General features: G+C 72.3%; 19 protein-coding genes and 2 pseudogenes. 5 read left to right on the top strand and 16 right to left on the bottom strand.

Features of this window, described 5'->3' with window-relative positions; all coding sequences use genetic code 11:
- A pseudogene (locus tag DY245_RS22595) lies at positions 1 to 400 on the top strand (hypothetical protein); the annotation flags it as partial.
- A 55-nt stretch (positions 401 to 455) separates the two neighbouring features.
- On the opposite strand, the gene DY245_RS22600 reads toward DY245_RS22595, so the two are convergent.
- Positions 456 to 968 carry a GbsR/MarR family transcriptional regulator gene (locus DY245_RS22600; protein ID WP_128509064.1) on the bottom strand — a complete coding sequence of 171 codons (513 nt, stop codon included), beginning with the start codon at positions 966 to 968 and terminating at the stop codon, positions 456 to 458.
- Between the two features lie 94 nt (positions 969 to 1062).
- On the opposite strand from DY245_RS22600, the gene DY245_RS22605 reads away from it, so the two are divergent.
- From DY245_RS22605 to DY245_RS22615, 3 genes are all read left to right on the top strand, one after another.
- Complete coding sequence (locus DY245_RS22605) at positions 1063 to 2016, top strand: ABC transporter ATP-binding protein (RefSeq protein ID WP_128509065.1); 954 nt, start codon at positions 1063 to 1065, stop codon at positions 2014 to 2016.
- Positions 2013 to 3653, top strand: a complete 1641-nt coding sequence (locus DY245_RS22610) for an ABC transporter permease (RefSeq protein ID WP_128509066.1) — start codon at positions 2013 to 2015, stop codon at positions 3651 to 3653. The genes DY245_RS22605 and DY245_RS22610 overlap by 4 nt, the downstream gene beginning before the upstream one ends.
- Positions 3654 to 3908: 255 nt before the next feature.
- A complete protein-coding gene (locus tag DY245_RS22615) occupies positions 3909 to 4373 on the top strand; it encodes a BP74-related protein (RefSeq protein ID WP_128509067.1) in 465 nt (154 codons plus the stop codon).
- Positions 4374 to 4398: 25 nt separating this feature from the next.
- On the opposite strand, the gene DY245_RS22620 is transcribed toward DY245_RS22615, so the two are convergent.
- The 15 genes and pseudogenes from DY245_RS22620 to DY245_RS22685 form a co-directional block, all read right to left on the bottom strand.
- On the bottom strand, positions 4399 to 5055 hold the full coding sequence (locus DY245_RS22620; RefSeq protein WP_128509068.1) for a response regulator: 657 nt from the start codon (positions 5053 to 5055) through the stop codon (positions 4399 to 4401).
- A complete protein-coding gene (locus tag DY245_RS22625; protein ID WP_181923813.1) occupies positions 5052 to 6413 on the bottom strand; it encodes a sensor histidine kinase in 1362 nt (453 codons plus the stop codon). Before DY245_RS22625 ends, DY245_RS22620 begins: the two co-directional genes overlap by 4 nt.
- Before the next feature lie 74 nt (positions 6414 to 6487).
- Positions 6488 to 7273 (bottom strand): alpha/beta hydrolase, encoded by a 786-nt coding sequence (locus DY245_RS22630; protein ID WP_128509069.1) that lies wholly within the window; start codon positions 7271 to 7273, stop codon positions 6488 to 6490.
- Positions 7270 to 8601, bottom strand: coding sequence for a kynureninase (gene kynU / locus DY245_RS22635; protein ID WP_244943200.1), 1332 nt, complete (start codon positions 8599 to 8601; stop codon positions 7270 to 7272). The genes DY245_RS22630 and kynU overlap by 4 nt, the downstream gene beginning before the upstream one ends.
- A complete protein-coding gene (locus tag DY245_RS22640; protein WP_128509070.1) occupies positions 8594 to 9523 on the bottom strand; it encodes a tryptophan 2,3-dioxygenase family protein in 930 nt (309 codons plus the stop codon). Before DY245_RS22640 ends, kynU begins: the two co-directional genes overlap by 8 nt.
- 213 nt (positions 9524 to 9736) lie before the next feature.
- Positions 9737 to 10150 carry a DUF3151 domain-containing protein gene (locus DY245_RS22645; protein WP_128509071.1) on the bottom strand — a complete coding sequence of 138 codons (414 nt, stop codon included), beginning with the start codon at positions 10148 to 10150 and terminating at the stop codon, positions 9737 to 9739.
- 84 nt (positions 10151 to 10234) lie between these two features.
- Positions 10235 to 11773, bottom strand: coding sequence for an MFS transporter (locus DY245_RS22650; protein WP_128509072.1), 1539 nt, complete (start codon positions 11771 to 11773; stop codon positions 10235 to 10237).
- 117 nt (positions 11774 to 11890) lie between these two features.
- Positions 11891 to 12913 (bottom strand): class II fructose-bisphosphate aldolase, encoded by a 1023-nt coding sequence (gene fbaA / locus DY245_RS22655; RefSeq protein WP_128509073.1) that lies wholly within the window; start codon positions 12911 to 12913, stop codon positions 11891 to 11893.
- 217 nt (positions 12914 to 13130) lie between these two features.
- On the bottom strand, positions 13131 to 13365 hold a 235-nt coding region (locus DY245_RS46615; RefSeq protein ID WP_280524994.1), incomplete at its 5' end, for a phosphoribosyltransferase family protein.
- Position 13366: 1 nt separating this feature from the next.
- Positions 13367 to 13722: pseudogene (locus DY245_RS46620) on the bottom strand (type I phosphoribosyltransferase); the annotation flags it as partial.
- Between the two features lie 60 nt (positions 13723 to 13782).
- Positions 13783 to 14634, bottom strand: a complete 852-nt coding sequence (locus DY245_RS22665; protein WP_128509074.1) for an aldose epimerase family protein — start codon at positions 14632 to 14634, stop codon at positions 13783 to 13785.
- Positions 14635 to 14709: 75 nt separating this feature from the next.
- Positions 14710 to 15678, bottom strand: a complete 969-nt coding sequence (locus DY245_RS22670) for an SRPBCC domain-containing protein (protein ID WP_128509075.1) — start codon at positions 15676 to 15678, stop codon at positions 14710 to 14712.
- A 93-nt stretch (positions 15679 to 15771) separates the two neighbouring features.
- Positions 15772 to 17508: a polyamine aminopropyltransferase gene (locus tag DY245_RS22675; protein ID WP_128509076.1), complete on the bottom strand. Its 1737-nt coding sequence runs from the start codon at positions 17506 to 17508 to the stop codon at positions 15772 to 15774.
- 254 nt (positions 17509 to 17762) lie between these two features.
- Complete coding sequence (locus tag DY245_RS22680; RefSeq protein ID WP_128509077.1) at positions 17763 to 18284, bottom strand: DUF2617 family protein; 522 nt, start codon at positions 18282 to 18284, stop codon at positions 17763 to 17765.
- 364 nt (positions 18285 to 18648) lie between these two features.
- Positions 18649 to 18945: a hypothetical protein gene (locus DY245_RS22685; protein WP_128509078.1), complete on the bottom strand. Its 297-nt coding sequence runs from the start codon at positions 18943 to 18945 to the stop codon at positions 18649 to 18651.
- 236 nt (positions 18946 to 19181) lie between these two features.
- Here DY245_RS22685 and DY245_RS22690 point away from each other — a divergent pair, with 236 nt between their 5' ends.
- The gene (locus DY245_RS22690) at positions 19182 to 20387 is read left to right on the top strand and encodes a pyridoxal phosphate-dependent aminotransferase (RefSeq protein ID WP_128509079.1); all 1206 of its coding nucleotides are present in this window, start codon (positions 19182 to 19184) and stop codon (positions 20385 to 20387) included.
- The last annotated feature ends 79 nt before the right edge of the window (positions 20388 to 20466 follow it).

The following is a 20466-nucleotide window of genomic DNA, read 5'->3' on the forward strand; positions in this document are numbered from 1 at the left end:
GACCGCCCGTACGGCGCTGGCGATGCTGGCGGCGCCGGCGGCCGGGCGGCGCACCCGGGTGCCGGGGCAGCGGCTGCGGATCGAGGCGGACGGGGTGCTGCTGGCCGATCTGGACCGGCCGGTGCGCGGGGTGTCGGTGGTGCCGGGCGGACAGGCCGGGGCCGACGGGGCGCGTCCGGGGCCTGATGGCATCGGAGCCGGGGGCGGCGGCGAGCTGGCCGAGGTCGTGGTGCACTGGCCGGGCGAGGGGCGGCCGGTACGGACCCGGGCGCGGGCGGTGACGGTGTCCGGCGCGGACTTCCACTACCGGGCGGATGCGGTGGTCGGCGGGCCGGTCAGAAGCCGTACGTGGACCGTGCAGCCGGGGGCCTGGCGGTTGCAGCTGCCGCGGAGCGGGTGAGCCCGGGGCCGGGCGGGCGTTAGGGCCTGTCCGATGGGTCAGGGTCGGAAAGGCCCTAGCTGTCGATCTCGGCACGCAGCTGGTCGCGGTGGTCGCGCCAGCGCTCCAGCAGCCCCGTGAGCTCCTTCTGCAGGAACTCGAAGAAGGCGAGGGTCTCGCCGAGCCTGCGGCCGGCGGGGGAGTCCTCGCCGAGGCTCACGACGCCCTCGCGCAGCGTGCCCTCCCAGCGGGTGAGGACGCCCTCCCGGCGCGTCAGCGCCTCGTACCACTGGTCGCTGTGCACGCGGTAGCGGTCGCGGCGGGAGCCCGGCTCGCGCTCGCGGCTGACCATGTTGACCTGGGAGAGGTAGCGGACCGCGCCGGAGACGGCGGCGGCGCTGATCTGGAGCCGCTCGCCCAGCTCGGCGGAGGTCAGCATGCCGGAGTCGGACGCGAGCAGGCAGGCGAAGACGCGGGCGGGCATCCGCGCCATCCCGGCGTCGACCAACTGCGCGGCGAAGCGCTCGACGAACTGCGAGACCGCCTCGTCGGTACGCGCATCGCCACTCTGCTGTTGCTGCTCGCTCATATCCGCATCATCTCCCCTGATCAGAGCCACCCACCCCAACTTTATACGGTTTCTTAACTTCACAAATTTGTGAATCTAACGTACCTTCAAAATTATGACCACGGCAATCTCTTCCGCTCCCGCGATCCGGGTGGACGCCCTCCACAAGTCCTTCGGGCGGACCCACGCGCTGGACGGCCTCGACCTGAGCATCGAGGCCGGTGAGGTACACGGCTTCCTCGGGCCCAACGGCGCCGGGAAGTCCACGACGATCCGTGTCCTGCTCGGCCTGCTGCGCGCCGACGGCGGCAGCGCCCGGCTCCTGGGCAAGGACCCCTGGCACGACGCCGTCGAGCTGCACCGCCGTATCGCCTACGTCCCCGGCGATGTCACCCTGTGGCGCAACCTCTCGGGCGGCGAGGTCATCGATCTCTACGGCCGGCTGCGCGGAGGGCTCGATGCAGCGCGGCGGACCGAGCTCCTGGAGCGGTTCGAGCTCGACCCCACCAAGAAGGGGCGGACGTACTCCAAGGGCAACCGCCAGAAGGTCGCCCTGGTCGCCGCCTTCGCCTCCGACGTCGATCTGCTCATCCTCGACGAGCCGACCTCCGGGCTGGACCCGCTGATGGAGGAGGTCTTCCAGAGCTGCGTCGCCGAGGAGCGCGACCGCGGCCGCACCGTTCTGCTCTCCAGCCATGTGCTGTCCGAGGTCGAGGCGCTCTGCGACCGCGTCAGCATCATCCGCAGGGGACAGACCGTCGAATCCGGCTCCCTGGGCGAGCTGCGGCACCTCACCCGCACCTCGGTCGTCGCCGAACTCACGGGGACACCGGGGGCACCCCCAGCGGTGGCCGGGGGAGGGCTGGCCGCGCTGCCCGGCGTCCACGGCCTCGACGTCCAGGGCCATCGCGTCAAGCTCCAGGTCGACACCGACAAGCTCGACGCCGTACTGCGCTCGCTCGGCACCATCGGCGTCCGCAGCCTCATCAGCACCCCGCCCACCCTGGAAGAGCTCTTCCTGCGCCACTACCAGGACGACGCACCCGCCGAAGAGGCGATCGCGCGATGACCGCCGTGGCCACAGCCCTCCCCGCCCCCGCCGCCCGTTCCCGCCATCTGGCGGGCACCGGCGCCCTGTTGCGCCTCGCGCTGCGCCGCGACCGGGTGATGATCCCGGCCTGGGTGCTGGTCCTCGGCCTGGTCGTCGCCAGTATGGGCTCCTCCTTCGAAGCCCTCTACGACACCGCCGCCGAGCGCGCCCGACTGGCCGCCTCGATGAACGCCAACGGCTCGATGCGCGCGCTGTACGGACCGGTCTTCAGCGACTCCGTCGGCGGCCTGGTCTCCTGGCGGATGGCCGGTTACGGCGCCCTGCTCGCCGCGGTGATGAGCCTGCTGATCGTCGTCCGACACACCCGCGAAGAGGAGGAGACGGGCCGTCAGGAGCTGCTCTCCGCCGCGATGGTGGGCCGCCGCGCACCGCTGACCGCGGCCCTGCTGACGGCGCTGATCGCCAACGCCGCGGTCGCCGTACTGATCGCGGGCGGCCTGGCCAAGTCCGGCCGGCCGGCCGCCGGTTCGCTCGCCCTCGGCCTCGCCATCGGCTGCGCCGGCATGCTCTTCGCCGGGCTGGCCGCCATCACCGCCCAGCTCACCGAGAGCGCGCGGATGGCCAAGGGCCTGACCGGCGCGGCCCTCGGCCTCGCCTTCGCCCTGCGCGCCGCGGGCGACGCCGCCGATGCCGGCTCCACCTCGCCCCTCACCTGGATCTCACCGATCGGCTGGTCGGAGAACCTGCGCGCATACGCCGACGAGCGCTGGTGGATCCTCCTGCTCTTCCTGGCGGCGACCACCCTCGCCGTCACCGCCTCCTACGCCCTGACCGCCCGCCGCGACATCGGTATGAGCTTCCTGCCCGCCCGCCCCGGGCCGGCCGTCGCACAGCGCTCGCTGAGTGGTCCGTTCGGCCTGGCCTGGCGGCTCCAGCGCACCACCCTGCTGGGCTGGACGCTCGGCTTCCTCTGCGCCGGCGGGATCTTCGGCGGTATCGCCCAGGGTGCCGCCGACATGGTCGGCGGCAATCGGCAGACCCGCGAGATCGTCGAGCGGATGGGCGGAGCGCAGGGCCTGACCGACGCCTTCCTGGCCACGATGGCCGGCATGCTCGGCATGATCGCGGCGATCTACGCGACCGGTGCGGTGCTCCGGCTGCGCAGCGAGGAGACCGGCGACCGCGCGGAGCCGGTGCTGGCCGGCGCGGTGGGCCGGCTCCGCTGGGCCGGCAGCCATCTGGCCATCGCCTACGCGGGCACCGTCGTCATCATGGCCTTCGGCGGACTGGCCCTGGGCCTGAGCTACGGCATCTCCGTCCACGACGTCGGGGGCCAACTGGGCCCGGTCCTGGCCGCCGCGCTCTCCCAGGTCCCGGCCATCTGGACGCTCACCGGCCTGACGGTGCTCCTCTTCGGCCTGCTTCCCAAGGCCACCACCGCCGCCTGGGCGCTGGTCGGCGGCTGTCTGGCGATCGGCTGGATCGGCCCCTCGCTCAAGTTCCCGCAGTGGGCGATGGACCTCTCCCCGTTCGGTCATCTCCCCAAGCTGCCCGGCGCCGATGCCACCGCGGCCCCGTTCGTCTGGCTGCTGGCGCTCTCCGGCCTGTTCGCCGCCGTCGGACTGGTGGGCGTACGCCGACGGGACATCGGCTGATCCCCGGGCGGCCGGCCCTCCGGGAGCGGCCGCCCCCACATCCGTGCGCCGCCGGAGCTGTAGCGGACTCCGGCGGCGCACTTGTGCTCTGTCCACAGGGTGTGGACAGAGCACACCCGCAGCCCCACCGCCAGTCACTCTCCGCGATTTCACTCCTCGGAGCGATAACTCACAGTAGCTCTAGAGCGCAGAGTGATCATCCTGTTACTTTCTGTATGCACGGTCGTGACCACGACCGCGGCATCGGAGGGGATCATGCGACGTATCACCACCAAGATCGGCATGCTCGCGACGGCAGCGCTGCTCGCCATCACCGTGGCCGGGCCCGCCCAGGGGCAGCAGGCGAGCACCGCAAGACAGCGGACGAAGGCCGACTCCGCGGCCTACTTCGTGATGACCGATGTCACGCGCGCCGAGTTCGTCATCAAGCTCACCGACCCCCGCAAGATCCAGCACGCCCGGGACCTCCTCAGCGGCGCGACCACGGCGGAGCCGCATGTCATCGGCAGGATCGACAAGCGCCCCGCCCCGTACAACTGGCGCTGGAGCTTCCATCTCCGCCCGGAGACGATCGACTTCTTCGACTTCGCCATCGAGGTCTGTGACGCCACGACGCCCTATGTCGAAGAACATCTGGACGAGGCCGGCGGCCCGTTCCTGCCCGGGCTGATCTGGTGTCCCTGGTCCTCCCGCCTGGTGAAGGAGCTCCACCAGCCGTAGGCCCGGCCGTTCGGGGCACTGCCGCTCAGCCCCCCGGCGTCACCAGCCGCGCCTCGTAGGCAAAGACCGCCGCCTGTGTGCGGTCGCGCAGTCCCAGCTTCACCAGGATGCGGCTGACATGGGTCTTCACCGTGGACTCGGCGACGACGAGATGCTCGGCGATCTCGCCGTTCGACAGGCCCTGGGCCACCAGCACCAGGACCTCGGTCTCGCGTTCCGTGAGATCGGCGATGCGTTCCTGGGCCGGGGCGCGGGGGGTGCCGAGGCGGGAGAACTCGGAGATCAGGCGCTTGGTGACGGTGGGGGCGAGCAGGGCCTCGCCGGAGGCGACGATGCGTACGCCCTCGGCGAGCTGGCCGGCCGAGGCGTCCTTGAGCAGGAAGCCACTGGCCCCGGAGCGCAGCGCTTGGTAGACGTATTCGTCCAGGTCGAAGGTGGTCAGCACAAGGACCTTGGCGTCCGCGTCGGCGGCCACGATCTCGCGGGTCGCCTCCAGGCCGTTCATCTCCGGCATCCGGATGTCCATCAGGACGACATCGGGCTTGAGGATCGCGACCTTGCGCACCGCCTGCCGGCCGTCGACCGCCTCTCCGACGACCTCGATGTCCGGCATGGCGTTGAGCAGGACCGAGAAGCCCTCGCGGACCATCACCTGGTCGTCGACGATCAGTACCCGGATCATGCCGTGTTCTCCCCCACCGTGTTGGCCACCGGAATGAAGGCGGCGACCTCGAAGCCGCCCTCCTCGGTATGGTCGGCGGTCATCTCGCCGCCCAGCATCTGTACCCGCTCGCGCATGCCCAGCACACCGTGCCCCGCGCCCGGGGACGGCTTGGCGAGCCGGCTCGGCACGCCGTTGACGATCCGCAGGCCGATCCCGCCCAGGACGTAGGAGATCTCCACCCGGGCATCGGCGCCCGGCGCATGGCGCAGCGCATTGCTCAGCGCCTCCTGCACGATCCGGTAGGCGGACAGCTCGACGCCCTGCGGCAGCGGCCGGGGCGCCCCGGTGATCACGGCCTCGACGGTCAGCCCGGCGCTGCGGACGCTGTCGAGCAGCGAGTCGAGGCTGGCGAGCGTCGGCTGCGGCGCCTCCGGGTCGCTGTCGACGAAGGCGTCCGGATCCTCGGAGCGGACCACGCCCAGGATGCGGCGCAGTTCGGCGAGCGCCGCGACCGCGTTCTCGCGGATCGTCGCGAAGGACGTGGCGAGCTCGGGCGGGGTGTTCTCGACGCGGTACGGGGCGGCCTCGGCCTGGATGGCGATGACGGACATGTGGTGCGCGACCACATCGTGCAGCTCACGGGCGATCAGGGCACGCTCCTCCAGGAGCGTGCGCCGGGAGCGCTCCTCGGCGGTGACGGTCTGGGTCTCGACGACATGCCGGCGCTCCTCGCGCCAGGCGCGGACCGCGGCGGCGGAGACCAGCACCACACCGAAGAAGAACGCCACCGGGACCAGATCACCCATGCCGCCCCCGCCCAGTACCGTCAGCACGGCTCCCACGCCGAAGGTGACCAGCCACATCTCCACGGCCAGCCGCGGCCGGGTGCGCAGCACCACGAGGGTCATCACGGCGAGATGGGTGACGAAGGCGGCGTCCCTGTAGCCGCCGCCGTACGAGGAGTACGAGGAGAAGGCCGTGGTGACGCCCTGCGACATCACGAAGCCGGACAGCGACAGCCAGAACGCACCCACCGGGCGGAAGAGCGTGAGCGCCGGCGCGGCGGAGACCAGCACACTGAAGCCGACGGACAGCACACCGCGCACCGGGCCGATGCCGTAGCTCATGCTGAAGGTCGCCAGGAAGACACACATCGCGAAGAAGCCGACGATGAAGTGCGGCAGCCAGCGCGCCCAGTGCCGGATCCGCTCCGGCAGCCAGGGCACCCACCGGGAGATCTTGGCGTCCTCCAGCGGCGGCATCGGGCGGAAGGCGAAGGCGTCGACGAACAGATCCTGGCGCAGTCGGTGCAGCGCGCCATGGGCTATCCGGGCCTCCGAGCGCAGGGTGCCCTGCGTCTGGGTCGTCTCGTTCACGCTGACAACGGTAAGCACTCACCGGCGCCCGGGCGTCCCCACCAGTGGGGATCTGGCGGGGTCCGTCTCAGGTACTACGTGGGCGGATGCGGGACGCCGAGGAGGCCGAGGAGGGTGCGGCAGCTCGGGGTGCCGGGGGTGAGGGGGGCGTAGTGACCCACGCCGGGCAGCTCGCGCAGGTCCGTATCGGAGGGGCTCGCGGCGGCGTAGCGACGGGAGATGTCCAGGGGGACGTCCGGGTCGTCGGTGCCGTGCAGGATCGTGACCGGGATCCCGGCGGGCGGACGGCGCGCCGGGTCGGCCGCGGCGATGCGCTCCGGGAGGCCGGGGCCGGCGCCGAGGAGTTCGGCGACCGCGCCGTTGCTCAGGCCCAGCGCATGGGCGCGCGCGAGGTCGGCGACCGGCGAGACGGCGAGCACACGGGTCACGGGGGTGCCGGGGCGGGCGGCGGCGAGCAGCGCGAGATGGCCGCCCGCGGAGTGCCCGACGAGGACCGGGCCGCCGGCCCCCGGCACCTCCCGCGCCGCCGTGGCGATGCCCGCCGTGACGTCCTCGAACGTCTGCGGTGCACCGCCGCCCGCGCCGACCCTGCGGTACTCGGCCAGCGCGACCGGCAGCCCGTGTCCGGCCAGCTCGGCGGCGAACGGCGACAGATAGCGGCGGTCGTAGGCCGCCCGCCAGAACCCGCCGTGCAGAAGGACGACCAGCGGGCCGCGCGCCACCCCGGGCCGCGGGCCGTCGCCGGCCCACGGCCCGTACAGATCGACGATCTGATCCGGATGCGGCCCGTAGGCCACCGTGCGGTCCGGCGCCACCGGGGCCAGCCCCAGCAGCGCCGTCTCCTCGTCCGCCACGCTCACCCGCCGGTCCCGGCCGCTCCCGGCGCCACATCGGGCAGCGCGCCCAGCACCTCGCCGAGCACCCGCGCCGCCCGCTCCGCGTCCGCGAAGGAGGTGTAGAGCGGGGTGAAGCCGAAGCGCAGCACGTCGGGGTGGCGGAAGTCGCCGACCACCCCGCGCCGGATCAGCTCGTCCATCACCTGCCCGGCGACCGGGGCAGCGCCCTGCGCGAACGCAGCGGAGAGCTGGGGGGAGCACGCCAGCGACACCTGGCTGCCGCGCCGCTGATGGTCGTGCGGCGTGAGGGAGCGGACCAGGCCCGGCGGTACGTAGGCGTTCACGCACTCCAGGAAGAAGTCGGTCAGGGCCAGGCTCTTGGCGCGTACGGCCTCGATGGACACCCCGTCCCAGGCCTCCAGCGCCGCCTCCAGCGCGAGCAGCGACAGGATGTCGGGGGTGCCGACCCGGCCGCGCCGGATGCCGTCGGCGGGGGTGTAGCCGGGGTCCATCGCGAACGGATCGGCGTGCGAGTTCCAGCCGGGCAGCGGCGATTCGAACCGCTCCTGGAGGCTTTCGCGGACATAGAGGTACGCGGGCGAACCCGGGCCGCCGTTGAGGTACTTGTACGTACAGCCGACGGCGAGATCGACGTGGTGCGCATCGAGGCCGACCGGCAGGGCGCCGGCGCTGTGGCACAGGTCCCAGACGGCGAGCGCGCCCGCGGAGTGCAGCGCGTGGGTGATGGCGGGCAGGTCGTTGAGCTCGCCGGTGCGGTAGTCGACGTGGTTGACCAGCGCCAGCGCGGTGCGCTCGGTGACCTCGTCGGCGATCCGCGCGGGCTCCACCGGCCGCACCGCAAGGCCGGTCATCCGGGCCGCCGACCGGGCGATATAGCCGTCGGTCGGGAAGGTCGTGGCGTCGACGAGGATCTCCGTGCAGCCCTTTCCGGCCATCCGTACGCCGCCGACCACGGCCTTGAAGATATTGACGCTGGTCGAGTCGCCGACCACCACCCGGCCCGGTGCCGCCCCGATCAGCGGGGCGATCTTGTCGCCGATCCGCTCGGGCGCCGTCCACCAGCCGGATTCGGTCCAGGACCGGATGCGCAGCTCGCCCCACTCGCGGGCGATGACATCGGCGATCCGGCCGGGCACCGCGCGGGGCAGCGCGCCAAGCGAGTTGCCGTCGAGGTAGGCCGTGTCGTCGTCAAGGACGAAGCGGTCACGGATCGGGGCGAGCGCGTCGGAGGCGTCCAACTGCTGGGCGCGTAGGTACTGTTCGCGTCCCTCGGAGGGCTCGGGGGCGCCGGCGCTCCCGGGAGCCTTGGAGGTGTTGGGGGTCTCAGACATGGCTGCGCGCCGTCCACAGCTCGGGGAAGACGTTCTTGCGGGCCCGCTTCTCCAACCAGGCCACGCCCGCGGAACCGCCGGTACCCATTTTCGCCCCCATGGCCCGCCGGGTCGCGACCAGATGGTCGTTGCGCCAGCGCCAGACCAGTTCGGCGACATCGGTCAGCGCCTCGCCGAGCCGGACGAGCTCGGCCTCCTGCGAGCCGGCGTAGATCTCGGCCCAGACGGCCTCGACGGCCGGATCCGGCTCGTAGCGCAGCGCCGGGTCCCGCCGCAGCACGGCGTCCGGAACGGCATGGCCGCGGCGGGCGAGCAGCCGCAGCACCTCGTCCCACAGGCTCGGCTCCTGGAGGGCCTTCTCCAGCTCGGCGTGCTCCCGCGGGGCGCCGCGGTGCGGCACCAGCATGGACGCGGACTTCTCGCCGAGCAGGAACTCCATCCGCCGGTACATCGCGGACTGGAAGCCGGAGCCCTCGCCGAGCGCGCTGCGGTATGCGTTGAACTGCGCCGGGGTCAGCCGGGCGAGCGGCTTCCAGGCGGCGTTCAGCGCCTCCAGCTCGTACGTGGAGCGGTGCAGCGCATCCATCGCCACCGTCAGGTCGTCACGGCGCAGCGCCTCCGCGGCGGTGTGCCACTCATGGACGATGACCGTGAACCACAGCTCCATGACCTGCGTGGTGACCAGGAAGACCATCTCGCCGGGGTCGTCGGAGAGCGGGTGCTGAAGGTGGGTGAGGACGTCCGCCTGGACATAGTCCTCGTACGGGGTGGTGGTGCGGCTGCCGATGCTGAGATCGGGGGAGAACGGCGGGTCCTGCTCGGCAGAATCGGCGGATGCGTGCTCCGGTTCCGCGGGCGCCCCGGGCTCTATGGGCCCGGTCGACGCGCTGTGCGCGGGATCGTTGGGAGACGGCTGCGACATGAGGGACTCCTCAGGCGAACTACCGGGTAGCGGTCCGCCCCTTCCTTGTCGGCTCGGGAGCCCCGGTCCCCTCGGGCTCGGGTTGACCCGGCCCACTGAAATCATCCGTGCTGGACACCGAGGGCGCAAGGGCCGACCGCGATCACGCGGCCGGCCCCTCGATCGTGCCCCGTCAGGAACGGGGTGCCCCCGTCAGGAACCGGGTGCCCCGTGTCAGGAAAGGGTCTCGGCCGCGGTCGGCGAGGAGTCGCGCAGGAAGGTCGAGCAGCGCTCGTACTCCTCCTGCTCGCCGATCGCCTGGGCGGCGCGGGCCAGGGCGTGCAGCGCCCGCAGGAAGCCGCGGTTGGGCTCGTGCTCGAAGGGCACCGGACCGTGGCCCTTCCAGCCGGCCCGGCGCAGCGCGTCCAGGCCGCGGTGGTAGCCGGTGCGGGCGTACGCGTACGACTCGACGACCCGGCCTCCCTCGAACGCGTCGTCCGCGAGCTGCGCCCAGGCCAGCGAGGAGGTCGGGTACTTCGCGGCGACATCGGACGGCGCCGTGCCCGCGGCGAGCAGCTCGCGGGGTTCGGGGTCGTCGGGCAGATGGGTCGGGGGCGGTCCCCCGAGAAGATTCTCGTGAATGGCCATGCTTCCCAGTCTGCCAGCGCTGCGCTCGGCGGCTCTCCCCCACGTTGTCGGCGCTCCCGCCGTGGTGGCCGGTGGGGGCGGGCGTTACGTCTCCGGTCCCTGCCGTCTGGTGCCTTCCTGGACCTCGCCCGGATCCAGCGGCGGTGCGCTCATCCCGCAGTGGTAGGCGCACTCCGGGTGACAGTGCTCCTGCGCGCCCGGCTCCGCGGCGCGCAGCACGTTGGTGCGTACCGTCAGCCAGGCGATCACCGCACCGATCAGCAGGATGCCGGCGCACAGCGTCATGGCACGCCGGAAGCCCGCCGCGAACTCGTCCGCCGCGCGGTACGCCTCCGGTCCCACGCCCGCCAGCAGGGGCAGCGCGGCCACCGCCATCAGGCCCGCGGCCCGCGCCGCCGCGTTGTTGATACCGCTGGCCAGGCCGGCCCGGTCCACGTCCACCGACGCCAGCACGGTCGAGGTGAGCGGCGCGACCAGCGTCACCATCCCCGCGCCCAGCACCACCAGCGCGGGCAGTACATCGGCGAAGTACGACGCGCCCTGGCCCACCCGCATCATCAGCAGCATCCCGGCGGCACACAGCACCGGGCCGACGGTCAGCGGGATCCGCGGCCCGATGCGCTGCCCCAGCTCCCCGGAGCGGGCGGACAGCAGCAGCATCAGCACGGTCGTCGGCAGCAGCGCGGTTCCGGCCTGCAACGCCGAATAACCCACCACGACCTGCAACTGCAGCACGGCCAGGAAGAAGAAGCCGCTGAAGGCGGCGTAGACGCACACCGTCACCGCGTTGATCGCGGAGAAGAGGCGGATGCGGAAGATCGCAGGCGGCAGCATCGGGTCCGCACGGCGCCGCTCGACGCATACGAAGCCCACCCCGAGCAGCACCCCGGCCACCGCCGGCACGATCACGCCCGGCGCGGCGCCCCGGCCCGGCGCGGCGATCAGCGCATAGGTCACCCCGGCCAGCGCCAGCGCCCCCAGCACCGCGCCTGGCACATCGAAGCCGTGGCGCCGGCCCGCGTCCCGCTCCCGGGTCTCCGGTACGTGCCGCAGCGCCACCGGCACACACACCGCCGCCAGCGGCACATTCAGAAAGAACACCCAGCGCCAGCCGGGGCCGTCCACCAGCCAGCCGCCGATGAACGGGCCGACCGCCGCGGCCACCCCGCCGAGCCCCGACCAGGCGCCGACCCCCCGCGCCCGGTCCTCGGGGCGGAAGACGGCCTGGATCAGCGCCAGCGAGCCGGGCGTCAGCAGCGCCCCGCCGACGCCCTGCAACGCGCGGGCCGCGATCAGCACCCCGGCGTTCGGCGCCAGCCCGCACAACAGCGAGGCCGCGGCGAACCACACCACGCCGATCACGAAGACCCGGCGCCGGCCGTAGCGGTCGCCGAGTGCGCCGCCCAGCAGGATCAGCGCGGAGAGGGTGAGCATGTAGGCGGTGACGGTCCACTGGAGGACGGCCAGATCCGCGTTGAGGTCCGTGCCGATCCGCGGCAGCGCGATATTGACGACCGTGCTGTCGAGCATCGCCATACCGGAACCCAGCACGGCCGTGGCCAGCACCCATCGGCCCTGTGCCGAGGCCAGCCGCACCCCGCCGGGCTCACTCGGTTCAGTCATACCGCGAGCATGCCCGCATCCGGGCCGGCTCGCCCGCCTTGGCGGCATGCGCAAAGGCCCCGCATCCGGACGGATGCGGGGCCCTGGTGCGCTGCGGCCGGCCGTGCGGCCCGCCGTCTACTTGAGCTTGGTGCCCGTGGAGCGCAGGTTGGCGCAGGCCTCGGTGACGCGCTTGGCCATACCGGCCTCGGCCAGCTTGCCCCAGCTGCGCGGGTCGTAGGTCTTCTTGTTGCCGACCTCGCCGTCGACCTTCAGCACACCGTCGTAGTTACGGAACATGTGGTCCGCGACGGGGCGGGTGAAGGCGTACTGGGTGTCGGTGTCCAGGTTCATCTTCACGACGCCGTTTTCCAGCGCGGTGGCGATCTCCTGCTCGGTGGAGCCGGAGCCGCCGTGGAAGACGAAGTCGAACGGGGCGGCCTTGCCGTACTTGGCGCTGACGCCCTCCTGCAGGTCCTTCAGCAGCTCGGGGCGGAGCACGACATTGCCCGGCTTGTAGACGCCGTGGACGTTGCCGAAGGAGGCGGCGAGCAGGTAGCGGCCCTTCTCGCCCAGACCCAGCGCCTCGGCGGTGCGCAGCGCGTCGTCGACCGTGGTGTAGAGCTCGTCGTTGATCTCGTGGGTGACGCCGTCCTCCTCGCCACCGGTCGGGGTGATCTCGACCTCAAGGATGATCTTGGCGGCGGCGGCCTTGGCGAGCAGCTCCTGGCCGATGGCCAGGTTGTCCGCGAGGGTCTCGGCCGAACCGTCCCACATGTGGGACTGGAACAGCGGGTTCTGGCCCTTGGCGACGCGCTCCGCGGAGATGTCCAGCAGCGGGCGGACATAGCCGTCGAGCTTGTCCTTGGGGCAGTGGTCGGTGTGCAGCGCGACGGTGATGTCGTACTTGTCGGCCACGATGTGCGCGAACTCGGCGAGCGCGACCGCGCCGGTCACCATGTCCTTGTTGTACTGGCCGCCCAGGAACTCCGCACCACCGGTGGAGATCTGGATGATGCCGTCGCTCTCGGCCTCGGCGAAGCCCCGCAGCGCGGCGTGCAGCGTCTGCGTCGACGTGACGTTGATGGCCGGGTAGGCGAACTTGCCTGCCTTCGCCCGGTCGAGCATCTCGTTGTAGACGTCGGGGGTTGCGATGGGCATCTGTCCGCTCCTTGTGTATGCGGGTGTGCGTTCTTGGCCCTGACCAGGGGGCGAGGACTTCGCCGTGCACATCTTCCCAGACTCGGCGGATTGCTCGCATCGACCGTCCGGCCGATGGGCAAGAGGGACGGCCGGTTTCACGTGAAACCAACCGTCCCTCGAAGAAGCCGCAGGTCAGAGCAGTCCGGAGCGGAGTGCGCGACCTCCCGGGCCGTCCTCAGCCCAGGCCGAGGTCGCCGAGCTGGTAGCCCGTGATATAGGGCAGACCGGCCTCGGCGATGGCCGAGGCGGCGCCCCGGTCGACGATCGTCGCCACCGCGACGACCTCGGCGCCCGCCTCGCGCGCCGCCTCGACGGCGGTCAGCGGCGAACCGCCGGTGGTGGAGGTGTCCTCGACGACCAGCACCCGGCGGCCCTTGATGTCCGGGCCCTCGATCCGGCGCTGCATACCGNACCCGGCGGCCCTTGATGTCCGGGCCCTCGATCCGGCGCTGCATACCGTGCGCCTTCTGCGCCTTGCGGACGACGAAGGAGTCCAGCCGCCGGCCGCGGGCGGCACAGGCGTGCAGCATCGAGGTCGCTACCGGGTCGGCGCCGAGCGTCAGCCCGCCGACCGCGTCGTAGTCCAGATCGGCGGTGATGTCCAGCATCAGCTGACCGACCAGCGGCGCTGCCTCGCCGTCCAGGGTGATCCGGCGCAGGTCGATGTAGTAGTCGGCCTCCTTGCCGGAAGAAAGCGTCACCTTGCCGTGCACCACGGCCTTGTCCTTGATCTGCTGCAGCAGCTCGCCGCGCACGTCGTCACTCATGGCCATGAGCTTAGGGCCTGTCCGGTGGTCCCTGGCCGGCCCTGATCCACCGGGCAGGCCCTATGACAGCGCCCGCCAGGCCCAGGTCGTCGAGATCTCCAACGGGTCGATCGGGGTGACCAGGCGCGGCAGAGTGTTGAGGCCGTTCGGCGGGCCGGACTGGGGCTCGACGCAGACCGCGGCCTCCTGCTCGTCGTAGACGACGACCCACTCGGCGCGGCTGGTGATCTTCAGCTCCAGACGGCCCGGCCAGGTGAGCGTGGCAGCGACGCCCCGCGGCATGCCGAAGCAGTCGTCCCAGGGCCCCGGCCGCGGCGTGATCCGCCGCCCGGTCGGGAGGTGATCCGCGCCCCGCTCCTCCTGCCACTCGGGCGCGAAGTCGAGGCGAACGTCCTCGCCGCCCTCGCCCAGGTTCCGCAGGAACCAGGGGTGCCAGCCGGCCTGCGCCGGGAACGAGTCGGTGGCCGCCTCGACGCCCATGGTGAGGGTGAGCGAACCGCCGTCCTCGGCGAGTTCGACGAGCTGGGTGACCCGGCCCGGGTACGGCCAGGGGGCCGCCGGGTCGGCGAGCTCGTAGGTGAAGGCCGCCTCCGTGGCGCCCGAACGCACCGTCCGCCAGCCGAGGTTGCGGCCGGTGCCATGGATCGCGTGCGGCGGGTCGTTGACCGGCATCTGGTGCAGTTCACCGCCGTTGCGGAACTGCCCGTGCGCGATCCGCCCGCACCACGGGACCATCGGAAAACAGCCGTACTTGGCGCCCTGCCGCAGCAGCTCCGTACCGCCGACGCGGAGGCTGCCGAGCCGGCAGCCGTTGTCCGGCAGGATGGTCAGTTCGGCGTCTCCGGCGGCCAGCCGCACGCCGTCCGACGCCTGCGTCCGCGACGCGCTCTGCGTGGTGTTGTCGGTGCTCACGGGACCGACCCTAGCGGTGCACCGGCGCGCGGCGCGGGACGCCGGGACGGCCGGCCGCCGCGCCCGACGGCGAGGTCAGCGGCGCCGGCGCAGTACCCGGCCGACGACCACGGCGGACGCCAGCACCACCGCGGCAGCGGGCGCCGCCCAGCGCAGCGTCATCGAGGTGGCGTTCGGCTCGGGCGCGGGCACCGGTGCATACCGTCCGCGCGGCGGGGCGTGGTCGACCTCCTCCGCGCTGCGCCCGATCATCGTCCGGCGGGCGTGCGCGGCCTCGGCGGGCGCGCCCCCGTCCGTGTCCTCGCCGTACGCATAGTCGAGGTGCGCATCGTGCGCGGCATGGACCGCATCCTCCACATCACCCGCGTCGACGTCCTCGGCGTCCGCAACGTCCTCGATGTCGCCCAGGTCCTCGGCGGCCTCGGTCTCCTCACCGATGTCCGCCGCCTCGACGGCGTCCTCGTCGCCGCGCGGTTCCGGCGACGGCGGCGGCACCTCGCTCTCGGACACACTGCGCCCGGCGGGCCCCTCGGCGTCGGCGGCCGCACCGCCGTCGCCGGTCTGCTCCCCCACCGGCCGCCGCTGAAGATCCGCCGCCAGGTTCTCCGCGAAGCGGTCCAGCAGCCGACGGCCGGCGGATTCCGCGGCCTGGTCGGTGGCCTCGGCGAGCCGGCCGTCGCTGTGGACGGTGCCGGCGCAGGCCAGGGTCGTCCCCGGGCCGGGCTCGGTGGCCGGCGACAGCCGTACGGTCAGCTTCAGCGCGACCGCCCCGTCGCCCCGCGACTCGGTGCCCTTGGCCTCCACGGTCACCACGGCGGCGCCGTCCTCGCCGGGTCTGCCGGCCGCGGCATCGCTGACCGTCAGCGCGCCGCGATAGGTGATGGTGGAGCTCCCGATACGCAACCGCAGCCGGCCCTCGGGGCGGTGCGGGGCCGCCTCGGCGTCGAGCTGGACTCCTGGGACGCAGCGCGCCACCCGCTCCGGTTCGGTGAGCGCCTGCCGCACGGTCCCGACGGGAAACGGAACGTACACCTCATGCTCCATGACATGGGAGCCTACCCAGCGCCCCGCTGACCCGTGCCCGCGCACGCACAACTTTCTGCATCGGCACCGGGCCGGCGGCCGGGGCCGGACCGCTCAGTCCAGATACCGCGGATGCATCAGCGTCGACGCCGGCAGGCCGGGGATCCGGTCCCGGGCCGCCCCGCGCCGCCCGTCCTGCAGTGCCTCGCGGGTGACGCCCGTCAGCACAGGCGCGTCGGGTGCCAGGCCGAACCACGGCTCGTGCCGCGCGGCCAGTACAAAGCCCCAGTACCGGCCCCCGTCGGTCGCCGGGACGGCGGCCGATCCCGGTGCGGCATCGGGCGGATCGGCGTCCGGAGGGGTGGGCCCGGCCCAGCGGTCGGGGCCGCCGGAGAATTCGGTGAGCCGGCCGGGCAGGCGGTACGGGACGGTCGCCAGGCCCACCGACCGGATGGTCGCCTCCACCGTCCAATAGGACTGCGCCCGCGCGACCGGCGGCCCGGCATGCACCACCAGCCGACCGTCGTCGGCCAGCGTCCGCGCCGCAAGGCCGTAGAACTCCTGCGAATAGAGCTTGGTGCTCGCGGTGATCCCGGGGTCGGGGAGGTCGGAGACGATGACGTCGTACGGCCCCTGCCCGTCGCCGGGGCGGGATGCGCCCTGCTCGCGCAGCCAGTCGAAGGCGTCGGCGGTCACCACCCGCACCCGCGGATCGCTCAGCGAGTGCCGGTTGAGGCGGGAGAGGCCGGGATCGGTGCGCGCCAACTCCACTACGCCCGGGTCGAGTTCGACGACGGTCACCGAGCGGACCGAGCGGTAGCGGAGGATCTCGCGCACCGCGAGGCCGTCGCCGCCGCCGAGGACCAGCACCCGGGCGTGCGGCCCGCCCGCCATCGCCGGATGCACCAGCGCCTGGTGGTAGCGGAATTCGGTGTCCGCGCTGACCCGCAGCCGCCCGTCCAGATACAGCGCCAGCGGCCGGCCGGAACCTTTCCTCTCCCGTCCCGCACCGGCTCCGGGGTCCGTGCCGCCGGTCATCACCACTTCCTGGATGCCGGTCTGCACCGCGACCCGCGCCGCCGAGCCGTACACCGCATGCCGGGCGGCCCGTTCGAACGGCGTGGCCAGCATCATGCCCGCGGCGAGCAGGGCCAGCACCAGGGTGTTGACGCCGAGCAGCGCCCAGCGGGCGCGGGCGGTCAGATCGCCGCGGAACAGCCACAGCACCAGTGCGCCGCCGGCCACCGCGTTGACGGCGCCGGTGACCAGCGCGCCGGTCAACTGGCCGAAGTGGGGCAGCAGCAGAAAGGGAAAGGCCAGCCCGCCGACGAGCGCGCCGACATAGTCCGCGGCGAACAGGTCGGCGACCGCGCCGCCCGCGTCCTGCCGGCGCACCCGCTGGATCAGCGTCATCAGCAGCGGCACCTCGGCGCCGATCAGGATGCCGATGGCCAGGGAGAAGCCGACCAGCGCGGAGCGGGACTGGCCGAACCACGCGAAGCAGGCGTAGAGCGCCATCGCGGAGCTGCCGCCGACCAGCGCGAGGCCGGCCTCGACCGCGCCGAAGCCGACCGCCGCCCGGCAGCGCAGCCGCTTGGCGAGCAGTGCGCCGACGCCCATCGCGAAGACCATGACGGACAGCACGACCGATGCCTGGGTGACGGAGTCGCCGACCAAGTACGTGGCCAGCGCGACCAGTTCGAGCTCGTAGACGAGACCGCAGGCGGCGCAGACGAAGACCACGGCGAGGACGAGCAGACGGCCCAGGCCGGCCGGCACGGGCAGTTGCGCCGGCGTCATGGCCTCCGACGGCCCGAGGGCGCCGGTGAACGCGGACTCTGGCTCGATCATGGCGTGAACGCTACGTGACGCCTCCGTGCCTCTACGTCACCCACACGGGTGTTCTCTCCGGGCCACACGCGTCAGCTGGAGCAACGCCGATGCGCACGATGCGGCGGGTGCATCCACGCCGCGCAGCCCGCGCACACCACGTCGTACGCACCCAACTGCCCTTCCACGCCCCCGGCGCACGCTCCCCGCGCCCCGCTTCCCCACGACCCCCGAGCCCTCCTGCCGGCCGGACTACTTACTTTCGCCCGCCCTCGTTAGACCGCCGCGACCGCCGCGCGTACGCCCACGCGGGTGCGGGTGGCCACCAAGCGGCCCTCCTGCGGATACGCGTGCCAGGTCCGCCAGCGCACCTGGCCCTGCTGGCGCTGCGCCAGCATCGCGGTGAAGGCGTGCGGCGAGCCGGGAAACGTTCCGGCGAGGCCGTGCGGATGCTCGGAGACCAGCGCGAGCAGCTCCTGCGCGCGCCCCGCGAAGGAACCACGCGAGAGGGTCTCCACATGCGCGGCGAATTCGTACTCCCAGTTGCCCAGCCGTTTCGCCACACCGAGCGGCAGCGGTGTGCTGCTGCCCGGCATACAGGCGACGGTCTCGGAACAGGTGCCGTGCTCCTCTTCGAGAAGTACCTGATGAGAGGCGCCCAGCAGTCTCAACTGCACCTGGGCACCATGGAGTTGGAGGTCGAGTACGGCGAGGGCCGGCAGGGGTTCCCTGCCCAGCGCCCAGGCCAGGTCGGATGCACGGGTATCGGTGTACGCCGTCTTCAAAGTGGTGAGCATGGGTCGGCTCCGCAAGCACGCAGTGGAATGGTGGGCCGGCCCGCCCGTTGAAGGATCAGGGATATACGACTGCCTGCCGGCACGCGCCCACGTGGGATGGGAGAACGTGGGGGATTCTCTAGGGAGAGGGAATCATGAAAGCCCTGCCGCCCACAGCGTTTTTACCCATCTCCTCCGGGTTTCCATCCGCCAGAGGGCCCAGCAGCTCAGTTGTTCAACGACCAAGCGCCCGGCGGGTGTTGGCGCCTTTGCCAAGCCCACCGGGAGCATATGCGGAACGGCATGGGCCACCCGCATGTGTGTGGTTGTGAGGGTCCGCCGGCCGGTTCAGCGATCCCCGCCGGACGCCGGTGCCACGACCGGTTCAGGAACCCCCGCCGCAGCCACCGCCGCCGCCACCGCCGCCTCCGCCACCGCCACCGCAGCCACCGCCGCCGCCACAGGAGGAGCCCCCGCCGCACGAGTGCCCCCCGTGGTGCCCGCCGTGGTGGCCACCGCTCGAACCCGCGTCACCGCCACCGGCGGCCCACCAGCTGCCGCCGTTCGAACCGCTGGAACCGCCGTACCGACGCCCGCGCCCCTTGCCGGCGCCGCTCCGCGAGGCCAGGGCCACCAGGCCGATCACCACCGCGCAGATCACCAGGAAAACCATGATTCCCATCTGCCTCACACTCCATTCCGTTCCCCCGAAGCGTGGGGGCACCTCCCACGCCCTTCAGGCAGTGGGGGCGCATCCGCTCCGTCCGGCGCCCCGTGCGCCGCTCGCGGCGCCGTCCCGCGCCGCTGACCGTCTCCGTCGACGGCCGTCACTATCTTTCGTGCGGGGCTGATGCCCGAGCCCGCGGAGTCTCAAAGCACAGTTGAGGAACTCCAGAGGTTCGGCGGAGGATGGCGCTCATGGACCGACCGCTGCTCAATCGCCGCCTGGCCGAATTCGGCACCACGATCTTCGCCGAGATGTCGGCTCTCGCCGTACGCACCGGCTCCATCAACCTCGGCCAGGGCTTCCCCGACGCCGACGGTCCGGAAGAGGTCAGAGAGGCAGCGGTGCGCGCCCTGCGCGACGGCCGCGGCAATCAGTACCCGCCCGGCCCCGGCATCCCCGAACTGCGCACCGCCGTCACCGCCCACCAGGAGCGCTTCTACGGCCACCTCGGCCTGTCCTACGACCCCGACACCGAGGTCCTGGTCACCGCGGGCGCCACCGAAGCCATCGCGGCCTCGCTGCTCGCCCTGGTCGAGCCGGGCGACGAGGTCATCGCCCTGGAGCCGTACTACGACTCCTACGCCGCCTGTATCGCGATGGCGGGCGGCCAGCGCGTTCCGGTGACCCTGCGCGCACAGCCGGAATCCGGCTCGTACCGCCTCGACCTCGACGAACTGCGCGACGCCGTCACCGACGACACCCGCCTCATCCTCCTGAACACCCCGCACAACCCCACCGGCACGGTGCTCTCCCGCGAGGAACTCGCCGAGATCGCCCGACTGGCCTGCGAGCGCAATCTCCTGGTCATCACCGACGAGGTCTACGAACACCTCGTGTTCGAGGGCGAGCACCTCCCCCTCGCGTCGTTCCCCGGCATGCGCGAACGCACCCTCACCATCAGCTCGGCCGGCAAGACCTTCTCCTTCACCGGCTGGAAGGTCGGCTGGGTCACCGCGCCACCGGAGCTGATCGCCGCGGTCCGCTCGGCCAAGCAGTTCCTCACCTACGTCTCCGCCGGGCCCTTCCAGTACGCCGTCGCCGAGGCGCTCGCCCTCCCCGACAGCTACTTCACCGGTCTGCGCGACGACCTGCGCGCCAAGCGCGACGTCCTGTCCGCCGGCCTCGCCGGCGCCGGCTTCCAGGTCTTCCGCCCCACCGGCACCTACTTCATCACCACCGACATCCGCCCCCTGGGCGCTGTGCTGTCCAAAGAGGGCGACGGCTTCGCCTTCTGCCGCGCCCTCCCCGAACGCGCCGGCGTCGTCGCCATCCCCAACGCCGTCTTCTACGACCACAAGGACCAGGGCGCCCCCTTCGTCCGCTTCGCGTTCTGCAAGAGCGTCGACGTACTGGAGGAGGCGGCCGGACGACTGAAGGCACTGGCGGACACGCCCTAGTTGTATTGCCCTGTGAGGTTGGGGACGCGGCTGGCGGGTGGTTGGCCTTTCAGGGCGGTGTGTCCGCGGTGGTGATTGT

This window comes from Streptomyces inhibens, from assembly GCF_003389455.1.
Taxonomy (GTDB): domain Bacteria; phylum Actinomycetota; class Actinomycetes; order Streptomycetales; family Streptomycetaceae; genus Streptomyces; species Streptomyces inhibens.